The sequence below is a fragment of the Micromonospora sp. ATLC20 genome, assembly GCF_057196585.1.
In genome coordinates this window covers 1-23,931 of record NZ_JBXUOV010000025.1, presented here as the reverse complement: position 1 = coordinate 23,931, position 23,931 = coordinate 1, and the positions used below count along the sequence as shown (strand labels likewise).

The 23,931-nt window shown below is 73.0% G+C and carries 27 protein-coding genes, 1 tRNA gene and 1 pseudogene; 23 read left to right on the top strand and 6 right to left on the bottom strand.

Annotated elements, in window-relative coordinates; all coding sequences use genetic code 11:
* Nucleotides 1-11: 11 nt before the first annotated feature.
* The 3 genes from AC2CHG_RS08505 to AC2CHG_RS08495 all read left to right on the top strand — a co-directional run bounded on the left by AC2CHG_RS08505 (nt 12) and on the right by AC2CHG_RS08495 (nt 3,790).
* The gene (locus AC2CHG_RS08505; RefSeq protein WP_262012519.1) at nt 12-782 is read left to right on the top strand and encodes a SurA N-terminal domain-containing protein; all 771 of its coding nucleotides are present in this window, start codon (nt 12-14) and stop codon (nt 780-782) included.
* Nucleotides 779-1,768: a nucleoside triphosphate pyrophosphohydrolase gene (locus tag AC2CHG_RS08500; RefSeq protein WP_262012518.1), complete on the top strand. Its 990-nt coding sequence runs from the start codon at nt 779-781 to the stop codon at nt 1,766-1,768. The genes AC2CHG_RS08505 and AC2CHG_RS08500 overlap by 4 nt, the downstream gene beginning before the upstream one ends.
* A 402-nt stretch (nt 1,769-2,170) precedes the next feature.
* On the top strand, nt 2,171-3,790 hold the full coding sequence (locus AC2CHG_RS08495) for a DUF885 domain-containing protein (RefSeq protein WP_484524491.1): 1,620 nt from the start codon (nt 2,171-2,173) through the stop codon (nt 3,788-3,790).
* 30 nt (nt 3,791-3,820) lie between these two features.
* On the opposite strand, the gene nudC is transcribed toward AC2CHG_RS08495, so the two are convergent.
* Both nudC and AC2CHG_RS08485 read right to left on the bottom strand, forming a co-directional pair.
* A complete protein-coding gene (gene nudC / locus AC2CHG_RS08490; RefSeq protein ID WP_484524490.1) occupies nt 3,821-4,630 on the bottom strand; it encodes an NAD(+) diphosphatase in 810 nt (269 codons plus the stop codon).
* Nucleotides 4,627-5,319: a hypothetical protein gene (locus tag AC2CHG_RS08485; RefSeq protein ID WP_262012515.1), complete on the bottom strand. Its 693-nt coding sequence runs from the start codon at nt 5,317-5,319 to the stop codon at nt 4,627-4,629. Before AC2CHG_RS08485 ends, nudC begins: the two co-directional genes overlap by 4 nt.
* A gap of 212 nt (nt 5,320-5,531) precedes the next feature.
* On the opposite strand from AC2CHG_RS08485, the gene eno reads away from it, so the two are divergent.
* The 5 genes from eno to AC2CHG_RS08460 are packed head-to-tail and all read left to right on the top strand — an operon-like array spanning nt 5,532 to nt 9,549.
* A complete protein-coding gene (gene eno, locus AC2CHG_RS08480) occupies nt 5,532-6,815 on the top strand; it encodes a phosphopyruvate hydratase (protein WP_013284093.1) in 1,284 nt (427 codons plus the stop codon).
* Between the two features lie 28 nt (nt 6,816-6,843).
* Nucleotides 6,844-7,479: an FtsB family cell division protein gene (locus AC2CHG_RS08475; RefSeq protein ID WP_484524489.1), complete on the top strand. Its 636-nt coding sequence runs from the start codon at nt 6,844-6,846 to the stop codon at nt 7,477-7,479.
* A 23-nt stretch (nt 7,480-7,502) separates the two neighbouring features.
* Complete coding sequence (locus AC2CHG_RS08470; RefSeq protein WP_484524488.1) at nt 7,503-8,060, top strand: DUF501 domain-containing protein; 558 nt, start codon at nt 7,503-7,505, stop codon at nt 8,058-8,060.
* A gap of 1 nt (nt 8,061) precedes the next feature.
* On the top strand, nt 8,062-8,571 hold the full coding sequence (locus tag AC2CHG_RS08465; protein ID WP_013284096.1) for an amino-acid N-acetyltransferase: 510 nt from the start codon (nt 8,062-8,064) through the stop codon (nt 8,569-8,571).
* Nucleotides 8,572-8,619: 48 nt separating this feature from the next.
* The gene (locus AC2CHG_RS08460) at nt 8,620-9,549 is read left to right on the top strand and encodes a Ppx/GppA phosphatase family protein (RefSeq protein ID WP_484524498.1); all 930 of its coding nucleotides are present in this window, start codon (nt 8,620-8,622) and stop codon (nt 9,547-9,549) included.
* Nucleotides 9,550-9,651: 102 nt separating this feature from the next.
* Here AC2CHG_RS08460 and AC2CHG_RS08455 read toward each other — a convergent pair whose 3' ends face one another.
* Nucleotides 9,652-9,843: a hypothetical protein gene (locus AC2CHG_RS08455; RefSeq protein ID WP_222947856.1), complete on the bottom strand. Its 192-nt coding sequence runs from the start codon at nt 9,841-9,843 to the stop codon at nt 9,652-9,654.
* Nucleotides 9,844-10,021: 178 nt separating this feature from the next.
* Between AC2CHG_RS08455 and AC2CHG_RS08450 the strand changes: the two genes are divergently transcribed.
* The 3 genes from AC2CHG_RS08450 to AC2CHG_RS08440 are packed head-to-tail and all read left to right on the top strand — an operon-like array spanning nt 10,022 to nt 11,553.
* Nucleotides 10,022-10,210: a hypothetical protein gene (locus AC2CHG_RS08450; protein ID WP_262012513.1), complete on the top strand. Its 189-nt coding sequence runs from the start codon at nt 10,022-10,024 to the stop codon at nt 10,208-10,210.
* A gap of 48 nt (nt 10,211-10,258) precedes the next feature.
* Complete coding sequence (locus tag AC2CHG_RS08445; protein WP_030271259.1) at nt 10,259-10,591, top strand: PadR family transcriptional regulator; 333 nt, start codon at nt 10,259-10,261, stop codon at nt 10,589-10,591.
* A complete protein-coding gene (locus AC2CHG_RS08440; protein WP_484524487.1) occupies nt 10,588-11,553 on the top strand; it encodes an HAAS signaling domain-containing protein in 966 nt (321 codons plus the stop codon). Before AC2CHG_RS08445 ends, AC2CHG_RS08440 begins: the two co-directional genes overlap by 4 nt.
* 82 nt (nt 11,554-11,635) lie before the next feature.
* Here AC2CHG_RS08440 and AC2CHG_RS08435 read toward each other — a convergent pair whose 3' ends face one another.
* A complete protein-coding gene (locus AC2CHG_RS08435; RefSeq protein ID WP_484524486.1) occupies nt 11,636-11,953 on the bottom strand; it encodes a helix-turn-helix domain-containing protein in 318 nt (105 codons plus the stop codon).
* Nucleotides 11,950-12,223 (bottom strand): annotated as a pseudogene (locus AC2CHG_RS08430) (type II toxin-antitoxin system RelE/ParE family toxin). Before AC2CHG_RS08430 ends, AC2CHG_RS08435 begins: the two are co-directional and overlap by 4 nt.
* 177 nt (nt 12,224-12,400) lie before the next feature.
* Between AC2CHG_RS08430 and AC2CHG_RS08425 the strand changes: the two are divergent.
* The 8 genes from AC2CHG_RS08425 to AC2CHG_RS08390 all read left to right on the top strand — a co-directional run bounded on the left by AC2CHG_RS08425 (nt 12,401) and on the right by AC2CHG_RS08390 (nt 19,566).
* Nucleotides 12,401-13,087 (top strand): dienelactone hydrolase family protein, encoded by a 687-nt coding sequence (locus tag AC2CHG_RS08425; RefSeq protein WP_135243364.1) that lies wholly within the window; start codon nt 12,401-12,403, stop codon nt 13,085-13,087.
* 19 nt (nt 13,088-13,106) lie between these two features.
* Nucleotides 13,107-13,820, top strand: a complete 714-nt coding sequence (locus tag AC2CHG_RS08420; RefSeq protein ID WP_262012748.1) for a uracil-DNA glycosylase — start codon at nt 13,107-13,109, stop codon at nt 13,818-13,820.
* A 20-nt stretch (nt 13,821-13,840) separates the two neighbouring features.
* The gene (locus tag AC2CHG_RS08415) at nt 13,841-14,572 is read left to right on the top strand and encodes a DUF4129 domain-containing protein (RefSeq protein WP_484524485.1); all 732 of its coding nucleotides are present in this window, start codon (nt 13,841-13,843) and stop codon (nt 14,570-14,572) included.
* A gap of 20 nt (nt 14,573-14,592) precedes the next feature.
* The gene (locus tag AC2CHG_RS08410; protein WP_402815138.1) at nt 14,593-15,153 is read left to right on the top strand and encodes a hypothetical protein; all 561 of its coding nucleotides are present in this window, start codon (nt 14,593-14,595) and stop codon (nt 15,151-15,153) included.
* Nucleotides 15,153-16,151, top strand: a complete 999-nt coding sequence (locus AC2CHG_RS08405) for an AAA family ATPase (RefSeq protein WP_194798551.1) — start codon at nt 15,153-15,155, stop codon at nt 16,149-16,151. The genes AC2CHG_RS08410 and AC2CHG_RS08405 overlap by 1 nt, the downstream gene beginning before the upstream one ends.
* Nucleotides 16,151-17,512, top strand: coding sequence for a DUF58 domain-containing protein (locus AC2CHG_RS08400; RefSeq protein WP_262012508.1), 1,362 nt, complete (start codon nt 16,151-16,153; stop codon nt 17,510-17,512). The genes AC2CHG_RS08405 and AC2CHG_RS08400 overlap by 1 nt, the downstream gene beginning before the upstream one ends.
* 55 nt (nt 17,513-17,567) lie before the next feature.
* Nucleotides 17,568-18,131 carry a hypothetical protein gene (locus AC2CHG_RS08395; protein WP_262012507.1) on the top strand — a complete coding sequence of 188 codons (564 nt, stop codon included), beginning with the start codon at nt 17,568-17,570 and terminating at the stop codon, nt 18,129-18,131.
* 103 nt (nt 18,132-18,234) lie between these two features.
* Complete coding sequence (locus AC2CHG_RS08390; protein WP_013284111.1) at nt 18,235-19,566, top strand: NAD(P)/FAD-dependent oxidoreductase; 1,332 nt, start codon at nt 18,235-18,237, stop codon at nt 19,564-19,566.
* Between the two features lie 56 nt (nt 19,567-19,622).
* Here the strand turns inward: AC2CHG_RS08390 and AC2CHG_RS08385 are convergent, their stop codons facing one another.
* On the bottom strand, nt 19,623-21,452 hold the full coding sequence (locus tag AC2CHG_RS08385) for a DUF6311 domain-containing protein (RefSeq protein WP_484524484.1): 1,830 nt from the start codon (nt 21,450-21,452) through the stop codon (nt 19,623-19,625).
* Nucleotides 21,453-21,542: 90 nt separating this feature from the next.
* On the opposite strand from AC2CHG_RS08385, the gene AC2CHG_RS08380 reads away from it, so the two are divergent.
* From AC2CHG_RS08380 to AC2CHG_RS08365, 4 genes are all read left to right on the top strand, one after another.
* Nucleotides 21,543-21,623, top strand: a tRNA-Leu gene (locus AC2CHG_RS08380).
* A 111-nt stretch (nt 21,624-21,734) separates the two neighbouring features.
* The gene (locus AC2CHG_RS08375) at nt 21,735-22,592 is read left to right on the top strand and encodes a Bax inhibitor-1/YccA family protein (RefSeq protein ID WP_194798542.1); all 858 of its coding nucleotides are present in this window, start codon (nt 21,735-21,737) and stop codon (nt 22,590-22,592) included.
* Between the two features lie 125 nt (nt 22,593-22,717).
* Nucleotides 22,718-23,476 carry a Bax inhibitor-1/YccA family protein gene (locus AC2CHG_RS08370; RefSeq protein ID WP_262012505.1) on the top strand — a complete coding sequence of 253 codons (759 nt, stop codon included), beginning with the start codon at nt 22,718-22,720 and terminating at the stop codon, nt 23,474-23,476.
* A 48-nt stretch (nt 23,477-23,524) separates the two neighbouring features.
* Nucleotides 23,525-23,845, top strand: a complete 321-nt coding sequence (locus AC2CHG_RS08365; RefSeq protein WP_355506617.1) for a hypothetical protein — start codon at nt 23,525-23,527, stop codon at nt 23,843-23,845.
* Nucleotides 23,846-23,931 lie beyond the last annotated feature (86 nt).

Below are 23,931 nucleotides of genomic sequence, written 5' to 3'. Positions count from 1 at the left end.
GAGTGACCCTCATGCGTGCTCGCCGTTCCCTCGTCGCTGTCAGCGTCGCGGCCCTCGCCGCGCTCTCCCTCGCCGCCTGTGGCCGCTCCGCCCCGGACGTCGCCGCGTACGTCGGCGACACCCGCTACTCCGTCGACCGGGTCGACGCGATCTACGAGGACGCGCAGCGGCAGTACGCGGACGCCGTCCGTAGCCAGGCCCCGCAGACGCCGTCGCCGGCGGAGCTGCGGTCCTCGGTGACCCGGCAGGACGTGCTGAACCTGCTGGTCGCGATCGACCTGGGCAAGCGTGTGGCGGCCGAGAAGGGCCTCCAGGTCACCGACCAGATCTCCCCGGAGCAGATCCAGCAGGCGCTCCGCATGCCGGCGACCACCGAGTACACGAAGCTGTGGGGCGAGTGGGTCGACCTCTCCGGCACGCTCCAGCAGAGCCTGCCCCCGGCCGACCTCAGCGACGAGTCCCTGATGGCCGTCTACCACGCCCTTGAGAAGACCGGGGCGATCCAGCCGGGCCTGAGCGTCGACCAGGTCCGGCAGGCGTTCGGCGAGGCCGGCTTCGTCCGCACCGCCACCGCGCTCAGCAGCGCGCTGCAGGAGCAGGCCGACAAGTCGGATGTCCGCGTCAACCCCCGGTTCGGCGTGACCGGCGTGCCGTCGCTCGTGAACACCGGCCAGTCGTTCGTCTTCTACTCCCTGCCGTACGTCGGCAAGGACGGCCCGGTCACCGACATCTCCACGCCCGAGGCGCCGGCCTCCGGCTCCCCGGCTCCCGGAGCCGCATGACCGCGCGGATCGTCCTGCTCGTCACCTCACCACGGCTGCCCGCCGGCCTGCTGACCTCGGCCGCCTGGGACGCCGTACGCTCCGCGCCGGTCCTCGCCGGTGCGGAGAGCGAGCTGACCCGCGCGGTCCGGACGGCCGGCGCCGAGGTGAGCGTGGTGACCGAGGGTGCGACCCAGGCCCTGCTCGACGCCGTCGCCGCGCACGGCGGGGCGGTGTGGCTGGCCGGCCCGGCCGGCGACGAGGCGCTGGCCCGTGAGCTGGGGCTGCGGCTTGCCCGCGAGCCCGGGCTGGCCGAGCTGGAGCTGATGTACGGCTCGTGGGATCCGCCCGGCGCCCGGCTGCTCGACGCGGTCGAGGTGATGGACCGGCTGGCCTCCCCTGGTGGCGACCCGTGGAAGCGGGCGCAGACCCACCGCAGCCTGGCCGGTTTCCTGCTGGAGGAGTGCTACGAGGCGTACGACGCGATCAGCGCCGACGACACCGACGCGCTCCGCGAGGAACTGGGCGACGTGCTGCTTCAGGTGCTGCTGCACGCCCGGCTGGCGGAGAACCTGCCGGAGGGCGAGAGCTGGACCGTCGACGACGTCGCGGGCACCCTGGTCGACAAGATGGTGCGACGCAACCCGCACGTGTTCTCCGGTGAGCCGGCCGGTTCGATCGAGGAGATCGAGGCGAACTGGGAGCGGATCAAGCGGGCCGAGAAGACCCGTGAGTCGGTGCTCGACGGCATCGCGCTGAGCCAGCCCGCGCTGTCGCTGGCCGCGAAGATCCTGGACCGGGCCGGCCGGGTCGGCCTCGCCGTACCGCCCCCGCTGGCCGAGTCGCAGGTGGACCCGGAGGCCCGGCTCGGCGCGAGCCTGCTGGCCACAGTCGCCGCGGCCCGTCAGGCCGGTATCGACCCCGAGGCCGCCCTGCGGCGGGCCACCTTGGCGTACGCCGAAGCAGTCAGAGCCGCCGAACGCCCCACCCCCACCAACCCCGCCTGACGCCCCCTCCCCCCTCCCCTCTCACGGCGATCTTGCACTTTCGGCCCAGGCTGTGCCGTAAATGCCCCATCTGCCCGGGCGCAAAGTGCAAGATCGCCGAGTCGACTGGTCGGCCTTGCTTGGCCGCGGCTCTCCCGGCAGTCGAGATTCGCCGTCTGCATCCCGGGATCGCCGTAGATCTTGGTACGAAAGTGCCCCTATGGGGGCCGTTTCCGTCCAAGATCTACGCGGGCCTCGGGGTGAGGCGCGCACGCGGCCGGCACCCAAGCGCCGGCCTTCCGGGCGGACCTGCGGCGGTGATCAACGGGGTTTGGGTCGCGGGGCTCTTGCGGGGACCGAACTCCTTGATCAACGGGGGCGGTGAGGCGGGAGGGTGGGCGGGGTGATCGGTAGGGTCGGGGGATGGAGTCGTTCGTGCCGCTGGCAGAGCGGATCGTGGAGGCGTTGCTGGAGAGCCGGCCCGGGCTGGCCACCTCCGTCGGAGACCACCGCTACGACGATCGGCTGCCCGACCTCTCCGCCGACGCCCTTGCCGCGGACCAGGCGATGCTCAAGGACGCGGCCGACGCGCTCGCCGAGATCGACCCGGACGCGCTCGACCCGGCGGAGAGCGTCGACCACGCGCTGCTCACCAGCCTCGTCGACCGGGGTCTGTTCGAGGCCACCGAGATCCGCGGCCACGAGTGGGATCCGCTGCGCCACAATCCGGGGCCGCTGCTGCACGCCCTGCTGGCCCGTCCCTTCGCCCCGGCCGAGGAGCGCCTGACCAGTCTCGCCGGGCGTCTGTCGGCCGTACCCGACGCGCTGTCGACGGCGCGCGCGACGTTGCGGGACATGCCGCGGGTCCACGCGGAGACGGCGGTCGGGCAGTTCGCCGGTACGGCGGCGCTGATCCGCGACGAGGTACCCGGCCTGCTGGCGGAGGCGCCGGCGATGCGCGACCGGGTCGGCCCGGCGGCCACCGAGGCGATCGCCGCGCTGGAGGAGTTCGTCGCCTGGCTGCGGCAGGGCCTGGCCGCCGACGCCGGCCCGGGGCGTGACCCGCGGCTGGGCCGGCGGCGGTGGGAGGCGCGGCTGTGGCACACGCTCGACACCGAGCTGAGCGCCGCCGAGGTGCAGCGCCGCGCCTGGGCGAACCTCGACCGGGTCACCGAGGAGATCCGCGCGGCGTCGGTCGAGCTGGTCGGTGGTCCGGCCGACGACGAGACGGTACGCCGGGCGCTGGACCTGCTCGCCGCCGAGCATCCGGACGACGCCACGATCGTCGATCTCGCCTCGGTCACGCTCGACGAGGCGAGTGACTTCGTCCGCCACCACGACCTGGTCAGCATGGTCGGCGACCCGTGCGTGATCCAGGAGATGCCGGAGTTCGCGCGCGGCGTGGCGGTGGCCTACTGCGACTCGCCGGGCCCGCTGGAGACGGCCGACGTACCGACGTTCTACTGCATCTCGCCCACCCCGTCGGACTGGCCGGCGCAGCGGGTCGAGTCGTTCTACCGCGAGTACAACGACCACATGATCCGCAACCTGACCGTGCACGAGGCGATGCCCGGTCACTTCCTCCAGCTCGCGCACGCCCGCCGCTACGACGGTCCGACCCGGGTACGCGCGCTCACCGAGTCGGGTGTGTTCGTCGAGGGCTGGGCGGTCTACGCGGAGGAGCTGATGGCCGGGCTCGGCTTCGGCGGGCTGCCGGTGCGGTTGCAGCAGCTCAAGATGCAGCTCCGGATGACCATCAACGCGCTGCTGGACCAGCTCGTGCACTGCGACGACCTGCCCGAGTCGGAGGCGATGGCGCTGATGACCGGGCGCGGTTTCCAGGAGGAGGGCGAGGCGGCCGGCAAGTGGCGGCGGGCGCTGCTCACCTCGACGCAGCTCTCCACGTACTTCGTCGGTTACAGCGAGATGGCCGACATCGCCGCCGCCCGGCCGGACGGTGTGCCGCTGCGCGACTGGCACGACGCGATGCTGGCGCACGACTGCCCGCCGCCGCGCCACCTGCGCACGCTGCTGGGGGTGTGAGGCTCACCGCCGGTGGCGACCCGCCTGCGGTCACCGCCGGGCGGCGACCGCGTCGATCAGCCAGCGCGACAGGGAGTACGCGGGCGGCAGCTCGGCGGGCAGCGCATCCACCGGGAACCAGCGCGCCTCGGTCAGCTCGGTGCCGTCGACGACGGGTTCGGCGGCCGGGTCGGTCACCTCGGCGGTGAACCCGGCGAGCAGCGTGCCGGGCCCGGACAGCGCCCACGGCTGGCTGTCCACGTAGACCGGTCGCCGCAGCGTCAGGCCGACCTCCTCGGCGACCTCGCGGTGTACCGCCGCCTCCAGCGACTCGCCCGCCTCGACGAACCCGGCGACGAGCGCCCACAACTCGCTCGGCCCCTGCGTGTGGCGGACCAGCAGCAGTTCGCCGGGGCGGGTGATCGCGGTCAGCACCGCGACGGACAGGGGCAGGAACGAGGTGAGCCCGCAGTCCGGGCAGCGCCGCGCGGTCTCGCCCGGCACGTCGGTCAGCTCGGCCCGGCACGCCCCGCACCACCTGTGGGTACGCCGCCAGGTGACCACGGCGAGCGCCCGCCCGGCGAGATCCGCCCGGGGTGCGGGCAGTTCGGCGGCGAGGCCGCGCCAGCCGCGCCACCGGCCGGGCAGCGACTCCGGATCGGTCACCTCGGCCGCCCACGCCGGGACGCCGTCGAGCGTGCCGACCGGGATCCAGGCGAGGTCGCCGGGCAGTCCGCCGATGCGCAGTGGCTGCTCGTCCGGGCCGGTCAGCAGCTTCCGGCCGGCCACCGGCAGCGCCAGGTCGTCCGGTCGCGGCGGCCGCCCGTGATCCGCCGCGGGCCGGAACCCGGGCGTGGTCACGACGTGGACGGGCGGCGGTCCACCACACCGGCGCCGGCCGGAACCGCGAACGCGGCGGCCTCGACGCTCTCGGTGTAGCGGCTCAGCGTCACCTCGGCGGGCTTGCCGTCGAGCGTGCCGGAGAAGCTGCCGAGGACGCCCTCGTTCGTCACGCAGGCGGTGAAGCGTTCCCCGTCGTGGGTGACGTCGACGCAGGTGGCGTGGTGGCCGGCGAGCGTGGTGTCGCTCTGCTCGATGACCGCCTCCGGCGCCAGCGCCGCGTCGGTGAGCAGCCGGATCACCGCGGGTGGCGTGACCAGGCCCTGCTTGCGCGCCTCGTCGTAGACGATCACCGACGGCTTGCCGGCGGTGAGCACCGGTGGCGAGACGGTGCAGGAGGTACGGGCGGCGGTGCTGGCGCACCGGGTCACCGACTCCTGGGTCACGGTGATCTTGCCACCGGGCCAGGTGTACGTGGACCGCAGCGGCTTCTTGGTCTGCGCGATCGAGGCGGTCCGGCCGCCGTCGAGCTGGTAGTCGGCGGCCCAGGTCTGCTCCAGCGCCCGGTCCATCCGCGCGGCGAGGTCGTTGACCAGGTCGGCGCGACCGAGTGCGACGTTCGCGTCGTCCAGGGCCTGACAGCCGGTGACCGAGAGCGACGCGATGACCGAGGCGGCGAGCACGCGGAGAGTCGTCGAGGCGGCAGGCATGATGCCCAGCCTTGTCGATCGACGCAACGTCTCGCAAACCGGTTGCCGGTTGACGACCGGTAATCCGGGAATGTCCGTCTCAGCAAGCGCCTCGGGGGCCGCCCCGAGCGGGGTACGGCAGGGCGGGGACCGATACGCTGCGTTCAACACCTGCCTCAGCCGCACCGTCGCGGCCCATACGGACCGGAACCACACAAACGAGGAGCGACTCAGTGGCAACCATCGAGGGAATCGTCGCCCGGGAGATCCTGGACTCGCGGGGCAACCCGACGGTCGAGGTCGAGGTCGGGCTCGACGACGGCACGATCGCCCGCGCCGCGGTGCCGTCCGGCGCCTCCACCGGCGCCTTCGAGGCGGTCGAGCTGCGCGACGGTGACAAGGATCGCTACCTGGGCAAGGGTGTCGAGAAGGCGGTCGCCAACATCGAGGACCGCATCGTCGACCAGCTCATCGGCTACGAGGCCAGCGAGCAGCGGCTGATCGACCAGAAGATGATCGACATCGACGGCTCGGACAACAAGGGCGAGCTGGGCGCGAACGCCATCCTCGGCGTCTCCCTGGCCGTGGCGAAGGCCGCCGCCGGCAGCGCCGAGCTGAGCCTGTTCCGCTACCTGGGCGGCCCGAACGCGCACCTGCTCCCGGTGCCGATGATGAACATCCTCAACGGTGGCGCGCACGCCGACTCGAACGTCGACATCCAGGAGTTCATGATCGCGCCGATCGGCGCGCCGACGTTCCGGGACGCGCTGCGCTCGGGCGCCGAGGTCTACCACGCGCTGAAGTCGGTGCTGAAGAAGAAGGACCTGTCGACCGGCCTGGGCGACGAGGGCGGCTTCGCCCCGAACCTGCCCACCAACGCCGCCGCGCTGGACCTGATCGCCGAGGCCGTGGAGAAGGCCGGCTACCGGCTGGGCACCGACATCGTCTTCGCGCTCGACGTGGCCGCCACCGAGTTCTTCGACAACGGCACCTACACGTTCGAGGGCAGCGCCAAGAGCGCCGAGGAGATGAGCAACTACTACACCAAGCTCGCCGGCGACTACCCGATCGTGTCGATCGAGGACCCGCTGGCCGAGGACGACTGGAGCGGCTGGGCCACGCTAACCGCCGCGCTCGGCGACCGCATCCAGATCGTCGGCGACGACCTGTTCGTGACCAACCCGCAGCGCATCGCCCGGGGCATCGCCGAGCAGGCCGCAAACGCGGTGCTGGTGAAGGTCAACCAGATCGGCTCGCTCACCGAGACGCTCGACGCCGTCGACCTGGCCCACCGGGCCGGCTTCAAGTGCATGATGAGCCACCGTTCCGGCGAGACCGAGGACACCACCATCGCCGACCTGGCCGTCGCCACCGGCTGCGGGCAGATCAAGACCGGCGCGCCGGCCCGCTCGGACCGGGTGGCCAAGTACAACCAGCTCCTGCGGATCGAGGAGGAGCTGGCCGACGCGGCGCGGTACGCCGGTGCCGGCGCGTTCCCGCGCTACCGTTCGGCCTGAGCGAGCGCTCCGGGGGAGGGGTGTGACGATGCAGCAGCGCCGCACACCGGGTGGCCAGCGGCCCGCCCGTCGGCCGGGTCAGCCCGGCCGGACGGGCGGCGCCCGGGTCCGGTCCACGGCACGCGACAACGGCGTCCGCGCGGAGGCGCGCGCCGCCGGCCGGTCACCCGGCGCGTCCCGTGCCACCGACGGCGTACGCTCCGCGAGCCGCCCCGCCGCGGCCCGGCGTACCGCCGCCGGTGGTCCGGTCAAGCGGCTCACCGCACCCCAACCCCGGCGCTTCACCGGGCGCGCCACAGTGCTGTTCGCGGTGCTGATCGCGCTCGCCCTGGCGTACACCTATCCGGTCCGGGTCTACCTGGACCAGCAGGCCGACATCGAGCGGATGGAGGCGGCGCAGGCCGCCCAGCGGGCCGAGATCGACCGGCTCACCGCCGAGGCGGCCAAGTGGCAGGACCCGGAGTACGTCAAGACGCAGGCCCGGGAGCGGTTCTTCATGGGCAAGCCGGGCGAGACGCTGCTCGTGGTGCTCTCCGACCCGGAGGGCGCCGCGAAGGACGCCGGCAAGGGCGCGAAGCCGGGGGCGCCGAAGCCGCCCGAGCCCTGGTACGACACCCTGTGGTCGAGCGTGCGGGCGGCCAACGCCGACCGCCCCGACAAGTGAGCTTTGATTCGAAAGGCACTTCCTTGAGCGTCGTACCACCGCAGGAGCCGGCGGCGGACTCCGTACCCCCGCCGGAACGCCAGCCGGCCACCGAGGCCGACCTGGCCGCGGTGGCCGCGCAGCTCGGACGCCCGCCGCGCGGCACCCGCGCGGTGGCCCACAGGTGTCCGTGTGGTCTGCCCGACGTGGTGGAGACGACACCCCGGCTGGCCGACGGCACGCCGTTCCCGACGCTGTACTACCTGACCTGCCCGCGCGCCACCGCGGCGTGCAGCCGGCTGGAGTCGGCCGGGCTGATGAAGGAGATGGCCGAGCGGCTCGCCGAGGATCCGGAGTTGGCGGCGCGGTACCGGGCGGCGCACGAGGACTACCTGACCCGCCGGGAGGCGATCGGCGAGGTGCCGGAGATCGCCGGCATCTCGGCCGGCGGCATGCCGGGGAGGGTGAAGTGCCTGCACGTGCACCTCGGGCACGCGCTCGCCGCCGGGCCGGGGGTAAACCCGTTCGGCGACGAGACGCTGGCGCTGGTGGAGAAGTGGTGGGCGGCCGGCCCCTGCGTGGACGTGCCGCCGGCGGAGTGAGATGAGCGCCGACGAGATCACTGTGCGCCGGGCCCGCACCACCGACGTGCGTGGCATCCGCCGGCTGGTGGACACCTACACCGACGACCGGCGGCTACTCAGCAAGGCGACTGTGACGCTGTACGAGGACGTGCAGGAGTTCCGGGTCGCGGTGACCTCGGACGGCACGGTGGTCGGCTGCGGCGCGCTGCACGTCATGTGGGAGGACCTGGCCGAGATCCGGACGGTGGCGGTCGACCCGTCCTGCCGGGGCCACAAGATCGGGCATCGGATCGTCGGCGGGCTGATCGACGCGGCGCGGGAGCTGGGCATCGCCCGGATCTTCGTGCTCACGTTCGAGACCGGCTTCTTCGGCTCGTTCGGTTTCCGCGAGATCGACGGCGCACCCGTCCCGCAACCGGTGTACGAGCAACTCCTGCGCTCGTACGACGAGGGTGTCGCGGAGTTCCTGGACCTGGAACGGGTCAAGCCCAACACCTTGGGCAACACCCGAATGCTGCTGCGCCTCTGAGCCGGGGTGGGGGCGGGCTGCCGTAGGGTGGGCGCCGTGAGTGCGCGTGTGGCCGCCATCGACTGCGGGACCAACTCGATCCGACTGCTGATCGCCGACCTGCCCGAGGCGTCGGCCGGGGAGGCGGCGCCACTGGTGGACGTCTCGCGGCGGATGGAGATCGTGCGGCTGGGGCAGGGCGTCGACCAGACCGGCATGCTCGCCCCGGAGGCCATCGAGCGGACCCGGGTCGCGCTCGCCGACTACGCGGCGGAGATCGAGAAGTCCGGCGCCGACCGGGTACGCATGTGCGCCACCTCGGCCTCCCGTGACGCCTCCAACGCCGCCGACTTCCGCGCGATGGTCGAGCGCACGCTCGGCGTACCGCCCGAGGTGGTGACCGGCGACGAGGAGGCGCGCCTGTCGTTCACCGGCGCGGTGCGCGGCCTGCCCGGCGACGCCGAGCCGCCGTACCTGGTGGTCGACATCGGCGGCGGCTCGACCGAGTTCGTCGTCGGCACCCGCGCCGACGGCGTGCGCGGCGCGATCTCGGTGGACATCGGCTGCGTCCGGATGACCGAACGGCACCTGCACGACGACCCGCCGACAGCGGCGCAGATCGCCGCCGCCGAGGCCGACATCGCCGCGGCCGTCGACCGCGCGCTCGCCGCCGTCCCCGGCCGCGAGGCCGCCACGCTGGTCGGGCTCGCCGGTTCGGTCACCACTGTGGTCGCCCTGGCCGAAGGGCTCCAGGAGTACGACCCGAGCCGCATCCACCACGCCCGCGTCTCGTACGAGCAGGTGGCCGAGGTGACCGCCGACCTGCTCGGCAAGAGCAGCGAGCAGCGGCTGGCGTACCCGGTGATGCACCCGGGGCGGGCCGACGTGATCGGCGCGGGCGCGCTGGTGCTGCGAGTGATCATGGAGCGGGCCGGGATGCCGTCGGTGGTCGCCTCCGAGCACGACATCCTCGACGGCATCGCCTGGAGCCTGGCCTAGCCCTCATCTTCTCGCCCGCCCCATCGGCGGTGATCAAGGAGTTTGTGTCAGATCCGGACGCCTCCGGGTGCGCAAAGTCCTTGGTCAACGGGACGGGCGGGGTTAGTCCGTCGCCAGGTCGGGGCGGTGTTCCCTGATCCACTTCTCGACGTCGGACTTCCGCCAGATCTGGCCCATCCGGAGCACCTGATAGGGCGCGGGGAAGTCGCGTCGCGAAGCGACCACTGACGCGCGGGCACGCGAGACGCCGCCGAGCATGTCTCGGATCTCAGCGATTCCCACGAACTCGACCACCCCTTGACGGTAGGTAGCAGCGATTGTCTCGCGATCGGTAACAGCGATAGGGGTTGACGATCGATAACAGCGCGAGCACGATCGGGGGATGACCGTGAGGAACTGTTCTCCCGTACCCGATCGCAGTCGCCGTGTCGTGCGGCCGCACGTACCGATGCGGCCCCTGTGGTTGTGCCGGGTGTGCGCGGCCCCCTGGCCGTGCCCGCCGGCCCGCCTGTTGCTGCTGCTGGACTACCGGCGCGACCGCGTCGCCCTGTCCATCCACATGGCGGGCTGCCTGTTCGACGCCACCGCCGACCTGATGGCCGCCAACCCGAACCCGGCCGACCTGTTCGACCGTTTCATCGGGTGGACCGCTCGCCGGTAGGTGTTGTGTCGTTGACGGTAGTGCGCATTGCGCACTAGTGTGCTGAGCGTGGATACCACGCAGCTCCTCAAGGGCGTGCTCGACCTGGCGGTGCTCGCCGTGCTCAAGGACGAGGACGGATACGGCTACGACATCCTGCGGCGGCTGCGCGAGGCCGGCCTGACCGAGGTCGGCGACGCCTCGGTCTACGGCACGCTGCGCCGGCTGTTCGCGGCAGGCCTGCTCACCACGTACGTGGTGCCGAGCGAATCCGGGCCGCACCGCAAGTACTACTCGCTGAACGCGGCCGGGCGTGATCAGCTCACCCGCTCCGGCAAGACCTGGCGCTCGTTCGCCACCACCATGGACGCACTGCTCGACGATCGGGGGATGGCGGCATGACCGTCATGGGGCAGGAGATCACGGACTACGTCGACCGGGTACGCGCGGCGCTCGCCGACCTGCCGCCGGCGGTCCGCGACGAGCTGACCGAGGACCTGCCGGAACACCTCGCCGAGGTGGCAGCCGAGGGCGACGGCGCGCTCGTGGACCGGCTGGGCACCCCCGAGGCGTACGCGGCCGAGCTGCGCGCCGCCGCCGGTGCCCTGCCGAGCCGGCGGCCGGCGCGTTTCCACCGCCTCGCCGAGGCCCGGCGGGAGGCGGCCACCCAGCTGCGTCTGCTCGACCGCCAGCTCGGCCCGGTGCTCGGGCACGAGACGGTGAGCGACTTCCTCCGTCCGCTGCGCCCGGCCTGGTGGCTGGTGCGCGGCTGGCTGGCCGCGCTGATCGTGGCGTGGATGGTGGACGGCCGGTCCGGCCTGGTGCCCCGGCTGGACGGCAACAGCTCGATGGGGATGCTGCTGCTCATCGGCGCGATCGTCGCGTCCATGTGGTGGGGCCGTCGCTCGGCCGGGATCACCGGGTGGCGGCGGCAACTGCACCAGATCGGCACCGCCGCGCTGCTGTTGTTCTCCTTCGCCGTGCTGGCTCAGGTGGACGAGCGCGCCGACACCGACAGCTACGGCAGTTACGAGCAGACGTCGGTGGACCACCGGTACGAGCGGATCGAGGACGTCTTCGTCTACGACCAGCAGGGGCGGCTGATCCGCGACGCACGGCTCTTCGACCAGAACGGCGTGCCGATCACGCTCGGCTGGCCGAGCTGCATGGCCGACACGGGCGCGGTGCCGGAGATGCGTAACACCTACCCGTACTGCCCGGAGTTGGCGCCGTTCGGCCCGCCGGTCTCGCCGTCGATCGCCCCACCCGCACCCGCGCCCACCGACAGCATCACCCCATCCGCGGCCCCGCCGCCCGCCCCGTCCACCCCCAGCGCTTCCCCGGAACCCACGTCAACCCCCTGAGTGCGCTCGACCGCGCGAGATCTTGGAAGGAAACGGCCCTCATAAGGGCCGCAATCTTCCAAGATCTCGCGCGGAGCCGCTGTCAGGCGATGGCGGCGATGTCACCGTCGTCGAAGTAGATCGCCTGATGGAGTCGGCCACCCAGGGCGGCGGCGAACCGGGCCACCACGTCCTGGCCGGAGATCTTCCCCTGCTCGATCTGGGAGACCCGTCCCTTGGTGACGCCCATCCGGTCGGCGACCTGCTGCTGGGTCAAGCCGCGCGCTCGCCGTACCTCCGCGAGGCGATGGCCGACGACCTCGGCGAGGAGTTCCTGCTTACCCGCATCGACTGCCTCTTCCCCGCCGGCCCGGGCGACGTGGTCGGCGCGGATGTCCTGCCACCGGGAGTAGTCGCTCATGCCTTTCCCTCCTCTCGTGCCCGGTCCTTGAGGTAGAGCTCGTAGCGGTGCTCGGCGACGGGAATGGCCTCCTGATACCACGTCTTCCATCGGCCGGACTTGTCGCCGGCGACCAGGAGGATGCTCGACGAGGGGCCGTCCGAGTCCTGGTCCGTGCTCGGCCAGGAGGTCGATCGCCTGTACCACCCGCGCATGGGTGGACCCGTCGAGAGTGTCGAGCCACTGCCGCACCTCGTCGACCAGGTAGACGTCCCAGTCTCCAGCCACCACGCGGCTAGTTTAGCAATCGCTATACCCGGCGTGTGTGCCTGTCCGGCGGTTCGACAGGAGGTGAATGCCACTGTTGTTCCGTCTTCCCCGCGCCGGTGACGGCGTGGCACGCTACCGGCACGTAGCAGCCAACTGGGCGACCAGCCAATGATGACTGACCGCTAGGAGGACGGGCCCATGGGCGAGATGGTGAGCTTCACCGGCAACGGGGGGACGAGCGAGGGGTATCTCGCGATACCCTCCGGCGGTGCGGCCAGCCCGGCGGTCATCGTCATCCAGGACTGGTGGGGACTGGTGCCCCACGTCCGGGCCGTGGTGGATCGCTTCGCCGAGGCCGGCTTCGTCGCCCTCGCGCCCGACTTCCGGCACGGCGGCCCGGCCGTGAAGCCGACCGAGCCGCGACTGATGCTGAACAGCTCCCAGATGGACGAGGCGGCCAGCGACATCGCCGCCGCAGCCGAATACCTGGCGAGCCGGTCCGAGGTCGCCGGCAAGGTGGGCTGCGCCGGGTTCTGCGCGGGCGCCAGCCTGGCCCTGTGGTCCGCCACGTTCTCCGAGCGCATCGTCGCGACCGCCGGGTTCTACCCGCGCCTGCCCTGGGAGGGCATGGCCACCGACTGGGCCGACTACGCCGGGAAGGCAGCGCTCATCCACTGCTCCGAGGCGGACGGCCTGTCCGCCGCCGACGGGGTGCAGAGCGTACGCCGGTCCATCGAGTCCGCCGGTGGCACCTGCCAGACGTTCGACTACCCCGGCACCGCGCACGCCTTCTTCAACGAGGACCGGCCGGAGCACTTCGACCAGCGGGCGGCCGCCACCGCCTGGGCCCGCACGCTGGAACTGTTCCGGGCGAAGCTTGGCTGAGTCGCGTACCCCGCAGGACGTGGTCGCCCGCGCCGCGCGGGCGGCCGACCTGGCCGACCTCGACGGCGCGGTCAGCGACTGCTTCGCCTGCCCACGCCTAGTGACGTGGCGGGAGGAGGTCGCCCGGGTCAAGCGGGCGGCCTTCCGCGACCAGGACTACTGGGGACGGCCGGTGCCCGGCCTCGGGCCGGCGGACGCCCGGATCGCGATCCTCGGCCTGGCGCCGGCCGCGCACGGCGGCAACCGCACCGGCCGGATCTTCACCGGGGACCGGTCCGGTGACGTGCTGTTCGCCGCGCTGCACCGCGCCGGGCTGGCCAACCAGCCGACGAGCGTGTCCGCCGACGACGGCCTGACGCTGCGCGACACCCGCATCTTCGCCGCCGTGCGGTGCGCGCCGCCGGACAACAAACCCACCCCGGACGAGCGGGACACCTGCGCGCCGTGGCTGCACCGCGAGGTCGGGTTGATCCGGCCCACGCTGCGCGTCGTGGTCGCGCTCGGCGCGTTCGCGTGGGCCGCGTGGTGGCCGGTGCTACGCCAGGTGTACGGCCAGCGACCGCCCACTCCGCGACCGGTGTTCGGCCATGGGGCACACTGGTCCGGCGAGTCGGTGCCGGCGTTGCTGGGCTGCTATCACGTCAGCCAGCAGAACACGTTCACCGGCCGGCTCACACCGGCGATGCTGGACGACGTGTTCACCCGGGCGAAGGACCTGGCCGGGGTGGACTGAGGAACACCTGAGGCGGTGGGATGGATTTCGGCGTACTGCGCAGGTGGTGGCCGGTCGCCGCGGTGACGGTGCTGCTCGCGCTCGCCGCGTTCGCCGCCGGTCACTCCGCCATCGGGGCCAGCCGGATCCCGCCCGCCGCCGACACCATCCCGTACGTGCCGGACTACCCCTCGCCCGAGGCGGTGCCGTCGATCCCGGTCGAACCCCGCGACGTGGGCGAGTCCACGTCGGGCGGTGTGCCCGACTGGCTGGCCACCACCGCCGTGGCGTTGCTGTTCGCGGCGGTGCTGGGCGCCGTCGGGTACGTCCTGTGGAACGTGCTCCGGGGCGCGCTGCGGCGCACGACTCGCGCGGTGCCGGTGCGGCGCTCGCGGCGTACCGCGGAGGGGACCGCCCGTGAGGTGGTGGCCGCGCTCGACGCCGGACTCGTCGAACTGGACGACCGCTCCACCGACCCGCGGACCGCTGTGATCGCCTGCTGGGTACGCCTGGAGGAGGCCGCCGAGGACGCGGGTGTGCCCCGGCACACCGGTGACACCCCGACCGACCTGGTCGGCCGGCTGCTGCGCGGCGACCCGGCGGCCGGGATCCCGGCGATCGCCAGTGCCGACGTGCTCGACGGTTTCGCGCACGTCTACCGGGAGGCCCGCTACGCCACGCACCCGGTCGACGAGCACACCCGGGACCAGGCCCGCGCCGCGCTGCGCCGGTTGCGCGGCGAGTTGACCAGCCTGGCGGGGGAGGCGTCGTGAGCACCAGCATCGACGACCTGATGTCGTTCGGCGAGGAGCCCGCCGGGGAGGCCGAGCGTCCGTCCGGTGGCGGCCGGGCGCGCGCGCTGCTGCGGACCGCCGCGGTCACCGCGGCCGTCGTCGTGGTGATCGTGGTCGGGCTGCGCGCGGTCGGCCTGAAGGTGCCGATCTGGATCATCGTGGCCGGGGTGCTCGCCGTGCTCGCCGTACGCCGGGTCACCACCGCGCTCTCACCCCCGCCGCCGCCCCGCGCGGGTGCCCGGGCGCCCGCCGGCGAGGAGCCCGGCACCTGGAACTGGTCCGCCCGGGACGCGCTGCGTACCGCGATCAACGGCTGGGAGCGCCCGCTGGACTGGTCCGCCGACAACCGGGAGCGGTTCACCGAACGCATCCTGCCGCGCCTCGGCGAGCTGGCCGACGAACGGCTGCGTCAACGGCACGGCGTCACCCGTGAGTCCGACCCGGCCCGCGCCCGAGCCCTGCTGGGCGAGCCACTGTGGACGTTCCTCGCCACCCCCGTCCGCCGCACTCCGTCGCCGCGCGACCTCGCGGCGATCGTCGCCGAACTGGAGAAGATCTGATGAACGACGTGGACCGGAGCATGGCTCCCGCCGAGGTGGGCCGGCTCGCCCGGGCCGTGCTGGAGGCGGTCGGCACCGTCGTGGTCGGCAAGCGGGACGCGCTGGAGCTGGTGCTGGCCGGCATCCTCGCCGGTGGTCACGTGCTGCTGGAGGATCTGCCCGGCCTGGGCAAGACGCTGACCGCGCGCTGTTTCGCGCAGGCGCTCGGGCTGGACTTCCGGCGCCTCCAGTTCACCCCGGACCTGCTGCCCGCCGACGTGACCGGCTCGTTCCTCTACGACCAGAGCAGCGGCGACTTCGCCTTCCGGGCCGGGCCGGTGTTCACCAACCTGCTGCTCGCCGACGAGATCAACCGGACGCCGCCGAAGACGCAGTCGGCGCTGCTGGAGGCGATGCAGGAGAAGCAGGTCTCGGTGGAGGGCGTGACCTACCGCCTCGACGAGCCGTTCCACGTGCTCGCCACCGCAAACCCCATCGAGTACGAGGGCACGTACCCGCTGCCGGAGGCGCAGCTCGACCGGTTCCTGCTGCGGGTCTCGTTCGGCTACCCCAGCCACGACGAGGAGTGGGACGTGCTGCGCCGCCGGATCGCCCGCCGCCGCGAGGAGGCGGAGATCAAGCCGGTGGTGGACGCCGCCACGCTGCGCGCCATGCAGGCAGCGCTGGAGGACGTGGTGGTCGAGGACTCGGTCGGCCGCTACATCGTGGCGCTGACCGCCGCCACCCGGGAGCACCCGTCGGTGCTCGTCGGCGCGTCCCCGCGCGGCTCGCTGGCGCTGCTGCTGCTGTCCCGCGTCCGGGCGGTGCTCGCCAACCGGGACTACGTGGTGCCGGAGGACGTCAAGGCGGTGGCGGCGCCCGCGCTGGCGCACCGGATCACGCTGCGGCCGGAGATGTGGCTGCGCCGCGTCGACCCGTCGTTCGTGGTCGGCGAGGTGCTGGAGTCGACGCCCGCCCCGGCCAGCGGCGCGCTGCCCAGCTACGCCGCCGGACGCTGATGGACCGGGCCGACGCGGCGAGCGGCTGGGCGCCCACCTGGGCGCTCGGCCGGGCCGTGCTGCTCACCGGCGTACTGCTCGTGGCGGCAGTCCTGCTCGGCCGCATCGACCTGGTGGTGCTCGCCACGCCGTTCGCGCTCGGGACCGCGTACGCGCTGCGTCGCCGCCCCGCCGGGCTGCCCGAGCTGGAACTCGGCGTGGGGGACACCCACCTGGTCGAGGGCGCGCCGCTGGCCGCCACCGTCGCCGTGGCCAACCCCGACCTGATCGGGTACGACCTGGCTGTGGTCCGGACCCGGATGTCACGCTGGCTTCGGGTGGAGCAGGTCGGCTTCGGCGGCACCGGGCTGGACGTGAGCCGCTCCGGCGGGGCGGACCGCCCGTTCGTCACCTCCGTGCCGCGGGGCAGCGCCGTCGACCTGGAGCTGACCGGCACCGCCCTGCGGTGGGGGCGGCACCCGATCGGCCCGGCCGGGGTGCGGGTCGCCGCCGCCGACGGGCTGCTGGTCTCCCGCGCGGTGATCACCGACCCGATCCGGGCGCGGGTCTATCCGCGTACCGAGCCGTTCGACGCGGTCGAGGCGATGCCCCGGGCCGCCGGGCTGGTCGGCGGGCACCGGTCGCGGCGGCCGGGCGAGGGCGGCGAACTGGCCGGGGTACGCGTGTTCGCACCCGGCGACCGGCTGCGCCGGATCGACTGGCGGGTGTCGCTGCGGGCCCGCCAACTGCACGTCGCCGCCACGCTCTCGGACCGGGACGCCGAGGTGGTGGTGCTGCTGGACGTGCTGGCCGAGGCCGGGCGTTCCGGTGGCGTGAACGGCACCGCGTCGGTGCTGGACACCACCGTGCGGGCCGCCGCCGCGATCGCCGAGCACTACCTGCACCGCGGTGACCGGGTGTCGATGCTGGAGTACGGCCCGGCCGCCCGCCGACTGCGTCCGGCCACCGGGCGGCGGCAGTACCTCACCGTGCTGGAGTGGCTGCTCGACGTGCAGGCCACCACGTCCCCGCACGAGCCGTACGACCAGGTCTTCGGCCCGCAGGTGCTCTCCTCGGACGCGCTCGTGGTGGTCCTCACGCCGCTGCTCGACGAGCGGTCCGCGCAGATGCTGGCCCGGCTGGCCCGGGGTGGCCGGTTCGTGGTGGCGGTGGACACGCTGCCGGCCGAGCTGCCGATGCCGAAGGAACGGGGCTGGGCCGAGGTGGCGTACCGGCTGTGGCGGCTGGACCGGGACACGATGATCGGCCAGCTCCGCGAGCACGGCGTGCCGGTGGTGCGCTGGGCGGGCGCGGGCAGCCTGGACGAGGTGCTGCGCGACGTGGCCCGGCTGGCGACCGCCCCGAAGGCGGGACTGCGGTGAGCGCGAGGAACGCAGCGAAGCGGAGTCCCGCAGTCGCGAACGAAAGGCCGGCTCAGTGACGGACGCCCTGGTCGAGCGGGTGCGGGCGCTGCGGTACGCGGCCGCCCGGGTCAGTCCGCTGCCGCTGCTCGTACGCGGCGGCATCTTCCTCACCGTGCTGGCCGGCTTCCTGCTCGCGTACCCGGTGCAGGCCCTCACCCCGCGCTCGCTGCTGGCCATGACGGTGGCCGCGGTGCTCCCGGCGGCCGGGCCGCGCCGGATCTGGCCGACGTTCACCGCGCTGGTGACAGTCGGCGGCTGGCTGCTGGCCACGCTCGGCTTCGACCGGCCACCGGCGCTGTGGCGGCTGCTCGCCGTGGCGACGCTGCTCTACCTGGCGCACTCGCTCTGCGCGCTGGCCGCGCTGCTGCCCTACGACGGGCTGATCGATCCGGACGTGGTGCTGCGGTGGCTGGGCCGGGTGGGCGGCGTGGTGCTCGCCAGCGCCGTGCTCGGCGTGGTGCTGGCGTGGCTCGGGGGAGTGGGCGGCACGGACGGCTCCCAGGCCGCGACAGTGGCGGGACTGCTGGTGGCGGTGGGACTGAGCGGCTTGCTGGGCTGGCTGCTCCGGCGCAGATGACCCAGCGTTCCGGGGACGTTGCGCAGGTCACACCGGTTGTGCTCCGTCACAGAAGGGGGTCTCGCGCGGGATTACCCGAAGCACCCGGGGAAAGATAGATGACGTGAACCCGAAGCGGATCCTTGTCGTGGGTGCCGGTCACGTGGGCCTGTACGCCGCTCTGCGCCTGTCCAAGAAGCTGAGCAGGCGTGAGGCGGAGGTCATCGTCGTCGACCCGCAGCCGCACATGACGTACCAGCCGTTCCTCCCGGAGGCATCGGCGGGCAACATCTCCCCTCGGCACGCCGTGGTGCCGCTGCGGCGGGAGTTGCGCAAGTGCACCGTGGTGGCGGGCACCGTCACCCGGATCGACCACGACCGCATGACCGCCGTGGTGCAGCCGATCAGCGGCCCGGCCCGGGAGATCCAGTACGACCACGTGGTCGTCGCCCCCGGCTCGGTCTCCCGCACCCTGCCGATCCCCGGCCTGCACGAGAACGGCATCGGGTTCAAGACCATCGGCGAGGCCATCTTCCTGCGCAACCACGTGCTGGACCGGCTCGACGTGGCGGCCTCCACCACCGACCCGGCGGTCCGCAGCCGTGCGCTGACGTTCGTCTTCGTGGGCGGCGGCTACGCCGGCATCGAGGCGCTCGCCGAGATGGAGGACATGGCCCGGGACGCGCTGCGCTACTACCCGGAGCTGAAGCCGGAGGACATGCGCTGGGTGCTCGTCGAGGCGACCCAGCGGGTGCTGCCCGAGGTCGACCGGGACATGGGCGCCTACACGGTGCAGCAGCTGATGAAGCGGGACATGGACATCCGCCTGGACACCCGGCTGGAGTCCTGCGTCGACGGTGTGGTGAAGCTCTCCGACGGCGACAGCTTCCCGTCCGACACCATCGTCTGGACCGCCGGTGTGAAGCCGTCGCCGATGCTGGACGCGACGGACTTCCCGCGTGACGAGCGCCGCCGGGTCACCTGCCGGCCGACGCTGCAGATCGTGGACGGCGACCGGGTGGTCGAGGGCGCGTGGAGCGCCGGTGACTGCGCCGCCGTACCGGACCTGACCAAGGAGCCGGGCAACTTCTGCTCCCCGAGCGCCCAGCACGCGGTGCGGCAGGCGGCGCGGATGGCCGACAACATCGCGAACGTGATCCGCGGGCGCGAGCCGGTCGACTACAAGCACAAGCACGCCGGCAGCGTGGCGAGCCTCGGCCTGCACAAGGGCGTGGCGCAGGTCTACGGCATCAAGATGACCGGCTGGCCGGCGTGGTTCATGCACCGGACGTACCACATGTCGCGGATCCCCTCGTTCAACCGCAAGGTGCGCGTGGTGGTCGACTGGACGCTGGCGTTCTTCCTCAAGCGTGAGGTGGTCGCGCTGGGCCAGCTGCACGACCCGCGCGAGGAGTTCGCCGAGGCGTCCGCCCCGCCGGTCGCCGCGCGCGTCTGACGCGTTTCGGGTAAGGGCCCTTTCCGTACGGGAGGGGCCCTTCGCCGTGTCCGGGTTCAGAAGCGCCAGGTCCAGGCGTCGGCGAGCCGCGTACCCGGCCGCCCGAACAGCTGCTCCACGCTTCGGCGCAGCATCTCCGCGTGCGGCGTGTCGTCCGTCACCGCGACGCACGAGGCGTGCCAGAACTCGACGTCCCGCGCGGCCTGGCGGCGTTGCCGGTCACCGATCGCGGGCACCACGCCCCGGCGGGCCACGTCGGCGAGCAGCGCCGAGGTGGGACGCTGCCAGGTGCCCATGGTGGCCGAGCCGTGCGGGCCGTACGGGCCGATGAAGAAGCCCTCCGGCATGGCGAACGCGACGCCGGTGGCGGTGGCCCAGCGCATCGGCCAGGGATCCTGCGGGGTGGCGGTGGGCACCGGCACCAGCACCCCGCCGGGGTGTACGCACTTCCGCCAGTGGCCGCCGGTGACGAACTCGGGCAGCGGCGGCCGGTCCATCGTGGGCAGCGGCGTGGGAAGGACACTGAGCAGCGCCGCGCCGACCGCGAACGGGACGACCCGGCGGGCCCGCCCGGATTCGCCGAGTGCCCGGTGCACGGCGAGGGTGAGCACGGTGCCGGCGAGCGGCAGCACCGCCAGCGCGAAACGCATCGGCAGCGCGCCGTCCACCACCGGCAGCTCGGCCAGCAGCGCGTACGGGCCGGGAATCCCGGTCCGCTCGCCGCCCGCCACCACCTCCGGGCCGAGCGCGAGCGCGGCCATCGTCAGCGCCCCGGCCACGAGCGCCACCACCGGGGCCCGCCGCCCCAGCCAGACCGCGCAGGCGGCGGCGACCAGCAGCAACGGCCAGCCCAGGAACGTGGTGAACTCGGCCGGGCCGGTGGTGAGCCGTACCGCCTCCGGGCTGCCGAACACCGTCAGCGCGGACAGGCGGGTCCAGCCGATCAGGTCGGCGGAGAAGTAGGCGGGCGGGAACATGCCGTCCGCGACGCCCTGCGGGCCGGCGAACTGCACCCACAGCGGATACGCCAGCACCGGCAGCGCCAGCCCGGCGGCGACGAGCAGACCACCGGCGAACCCGGAGCCGGCCCGGCGCAGCAGATCCCGGTCGGCCAGCCCGTACGCGACGGCGGTCACCGCCAGGGTGAGCGCGGCGAGGAACAGCACCTCCTCGCCGACGAAGACCTGCACGGTGACGACCGCGGCGAGCCCGGCCGCGGAGGAGGCCATGCGGCGGCGGTTCGGACCGTCCGGGCGACCGGCCGGGTCGGCGGCGCGCAGCAGCCGGACCACGAGCCAGACCAGCACCGGGACCAGCCACTGCGCGGTCATGTGCAGGTGGCCGTTGCTCTGCGAGACCATGCCCGGCCCGAAGCCGCAGAGCGCCGCGCCGAGCGCGGCAGCGAGCCGGCGGGCCCGCAGGACGCGGGTGAACAGCAGGTACCAGGCGAGCGCCGTACCGGCCATGTTCACGGCGACGAGCAGCGCGAACGTGACAGGCGCCCCGAACGCCAGCGTGACCGGGGCGAGCAGCACGCCGAGCGCCACGACCGAGGTGTTCGCCATCAGGTTGACCCCGTCCGGCGCGTTCAACCGGCCGGTGACCAGGCTCAGCTCGCCGCGCAGGGCACGCGCGTCCAGCGCCAGGAACCACTCGTACAGCGTCTGGTCCGCCGGGTTGAGGGCGAGTGCGCGCGTGCCCGGCGCCGGCCAGAGGCCGTGGGTGAGCCAGGCGGCGAGCGCGACGAACGCCAGCCCCACGAGCAGGTCCGCGCGGTGCCGGCGGACGGCGGCCGTCACCCGCCGCGCGACCCCCGCCGGACCGGCCGCCCGGCGGTGATCGGGCCGGAGGGCCGGGCGGGCGGCGCTGGTCACGGCCTCGACCATAACGGCCGCACCCGCCGGGGTACGCCGCGTCGCGGCCGAGCCGCTACGGTGAGATCTGCACCGCCGCGTGTCGACGCGCCGGTGTCACCCGCCCGGGTGGTGGAACGGCAGACACGGCCGCCTTAAAAGCGGCTGCCGCAAGGCGTGCGGGTTCGACCCCCGCCCCGGGCACGTCAACTCTCAGCTTTCCCACAGCTAGCCGTAGCGCGCGCGATTGCGCCCACGTCTACCCTGGAGTAGCACGTCTTTCGTGCGATCGACCCCCTGAGGGAGGCCTGAGAAGTGAAGACCTCGAACCCGGTGCTCGCCCGGCTCGGCCAGGCGGCAGAGCGTGAGCGGGCGGCCGGGTACGCCCAGCCCGGGCCGTACGGTCAGCCCGGATACCCCCAGCAGTACCCGCAGCAGCAGTACCCCCAGCAGCCCTACGCCCAGCCCTACCCGGGCGGCTACGGCCAGCCGGTGGCCCCGCCCACCGTGACCCCGATGACCCTCGACGACGTGGTCGTCAAGACGGTCCTCATGCTCGCCATCCTCGGCGCCTCGGCCGCGGCGGCCTGGGTACTCGTGCCGGACTCGCTCGTCGGCGTCGCGTGGATCGGCGCCGCGGTCGTCGGCCTGGTGCTCGGCCTGATCATCTCGTTCTCGCGGATGGCCAACCCGGCGCTCGTCGTGGCGTACTCGGTCATCGAGGGCGTCTTCGTCGGCATGGTCAGCAAGGCGTTCGAGTCGCTCTACGACGGCATCGTGCTCCAGGCGGTCGTGGCCACGTTCGGCGTCTTCTTCCTGATGGCGATGATCTACAAGGCGCGGATCATCCGGGCCACGCCGAAGTTCGCCCGGATCATGGTGGCGATCATGGCCGGCCTGTTCGGCGTGATGCTGGTCAACCTGGTGCTGGCGCTGTTCGGCGTCAACACCGGCCTGCGTGACGGCAGCCCGCTCGCGATCGGCTTCAGCCTGGTCTGCATCGTGGTGGCGTCGCTGAGCTTCGTGCTCAACTTCGCCGACATCGAGGAGGGGGTCCGGATGGGCCTCCCGCAGCGCTACTCCTGGACCGCCGCCTTCGGCATCGTGGTCGGCCTGGTCTGGCTCTACATCGAGATCCTGCGGCTGCTCAGCTACTTCCAGGGCGACGACTGACATCACGCCCTCCCCGACGACGCCCGCCTGCCGCATCCGCGGCGGCGGGCGTCGCCGTTTCCCCGTCCCCGCCGGGCCGCCCGGGGCAGAGTGGGATCCGGGTACGTGGGCGGGAGGTGGTCACGGTGCGCAGTGCCAACCCGGTGCTGGACCGGCTGGACGACGTCGGCCGCGCCGAGCGGCAGGTGCTCGGGGTCGGTACCGCCGACACGATGACGGTGGCCGACGTGGTCAGCCGGACCGTGGGTCTGCTGCTGGTCACCGGTGTCACGGCGGCGGTGTCCTGGGTGGTGGTGCCGCAGGCCGCGTGGATCTCCGCCGCGCTCGCCGGGAGCGCGCTGGCCAGCCTGGCCCTGGTGCTCGTCATCTCGCTGAAGCAGATCACCAGCCCGCCGGTCATCGTCGGGTACGCCGTTCTGCAAGGGCTGCTTCTCGGGGTGGCCAGCCGCGCCTTCGAACTGGTCTATCCGGGCATCGTGGCGCAGGCGGTGGTCGGCACGTTCGGCGTCTTCCTCGGCATGGCCGTGCTCTACCGGGCCCGGCTGGTCCGCGCCACCCCGCGCCTGGCCCGGCTGGTCATCGGCATGCTCGTCGGGATCGTGGCGATCGGCCTGGTCAACCTGTTCGCGTACCTGTTCACCGGGCGGCAGGGGGTGGTGGTCTACAGCCTCAGTGACCGGGTGGGCTGGTTGCCGTACCTGTTCTCGGTGGTGGCGATCATCGCGGGTGCGCTCAGCTTCATCCTCGACTTCGACCTGGTCGAGCGGTCGGCCGCGAACCGGCTGCCCCGCCGCTACGCGTGGTACTGCGCCTTCGGTCTGCTGGTCGGGCTGATCTTCCTGTACTGGCAGATCCTCCGCCTGCTCAGCTACGTACGACGCTGACGCCGGCTGAACATGCTCCGGCCGGGTGTCGCCGTAGACTCGGCGGCGATGAGCGCAGCGGAACTGGACCGGGCGGTGACCCTGCTGGTCCGACAGGTCGGGCACTGGCAGCAGCCGCGCTGGTCGGCCAAGGCGGACGGCGGGAACGTGTCCCGGGCCGACCTGGTGCACAAGCTGGTCCAGGAGATCGCCAACCTGGCCGCCGACGCGGCCGGTGAGCCGCGCCGCGACGTGCCCCGCCTCCCCAGCGACCTGGCCCTGCCCGACCAGCTCCGCGTGGTAGCCGCCGATCTGACCCTCGCCGCGCCCCCGGACCAGGTCCTGGCCACCGCCACCGACGCGGTGACCCGAACCCGCACCGCCCTCTGACAGTGATGATGTGGGAGCGGGTCACCCGGCCGGTCTGACTCACCCTCTGACTGACCGTGGTGTCTTCTAGGGGATTCGTCGGCTTG

Excerpts from the sequence above, each read along its gene's own strand:
- AC2CHG_RS08435 (WP_484524486.1), bottom strand. The coding sequence starts at position 11,953 with ATGAGCGACTACTCCCGGTGGCAGGACATCCGCGCCGACCACGTCGCC.
- AC2CHG_RS08465 (WP_013284096.1), top strand. The coding sequence starts at position 8,062 with ATGAGCGCCGACGAGATCACTGTGCGCCGGGCCCGCACCACCGACGTG.
- AC2CHG_RS08505 (WP_262012519.1), top strand. The coding sequence starts at position 12 with ATGCGTGCTCGCCGTTCCCTCGTCGCTGTCAGCGTCGCGGCCCTCGCC.
- AC2CHG_RS08385 (WP_484524484.1), bottom strand. The coding sequence starts at position 21,452 with ATGGTCGAGGCCGTGACCAGCGCCGCCCGCCCGGCCCTCCGGCCCGAT.
- AC2CHG_RS08400 (WP_262012508.1), top strand. The coding sequence starts at position 16,151 with ATGGACCGGGCCGACGCGGCGAGCGGCTGGGCGCCCACCTGGGCGCTC.
- AC2CHG_RS08425 (WP_135243364.1), top strand. The coding sequence starts at position 12,401 with ATGGGCGAGATGGTGAGCTTCACCGGCAACGGGGGGACGAGCGAGGGG.
- AC2CHG_RS08365 (WP_355506617.1), top strand. The coding sequence starts at position 23,525 with ATGAGCGCAGCGGAACTGGACCGGGCGGTGACCCTGCTGGTCCGACAG.
- AC2CHG_RS08440 (WP_484524487.1), top strand. The coding sequence starts at position 10,588 with ATGACCGTCATGGGGCAGGAGATCACGGACTACGTCGACCGGGTACGC.
- AC2CHG_RS08500 (WP_262012518.1), top strand. The coding sequence starts at position 779 with ATGACCGCGCGGATCGTCCTGCTCGTCACCTCACCACGGCTGCCCGCC.
- AC2CHG_RS08405 (WP_194798551.1), top strand. The coding sequence starts at position 15,153 with ATGAACGACGTGGACCGGAGCATGGCTCCCGCCGAGGTGGGCCGGCTC.
- AC2CHG_RS08415 (WP_484524485.1), top strand. The coding sequence starts at position 13,841 with ATGGATTTCGGCGTACTGCGCAGGTGGTGGCCGGTCGCCGCGGTGACG.
- AC2CHG_RS08485 (WP_262012515.1), bottom strand. The coding sequence starts at position 5,319 with ATGCCTGCCGCCTCGACGACTCTCCGCGTGCTCGCCGCCTCGGTCATC.
- AC2CHG_RS08475 (WP_484524489.1), top strand. The coding sequence starts at position 6,844 with ATGCAGCAGCGCCGCACACCGGGTGGCCAGCGGCCCGCCCGTCGGCCG.
- AC2CHG_RS08410 (WP_402815138.1), top strand. The coding sequence starts at position 14,593 with ATGTCGTTCGGCGAGGAGCCCGCCGGGGAGGCCGAGCGTCCGTCCGGT.
- AC2CHG_RS08495 (WP_484524491.1), top strand. The coding sequence starts at position 2,171 with ATGGAGTCGTTCGTGCCGCTGGCAGAGCGGATCGTGGAGGCGTTGCTG.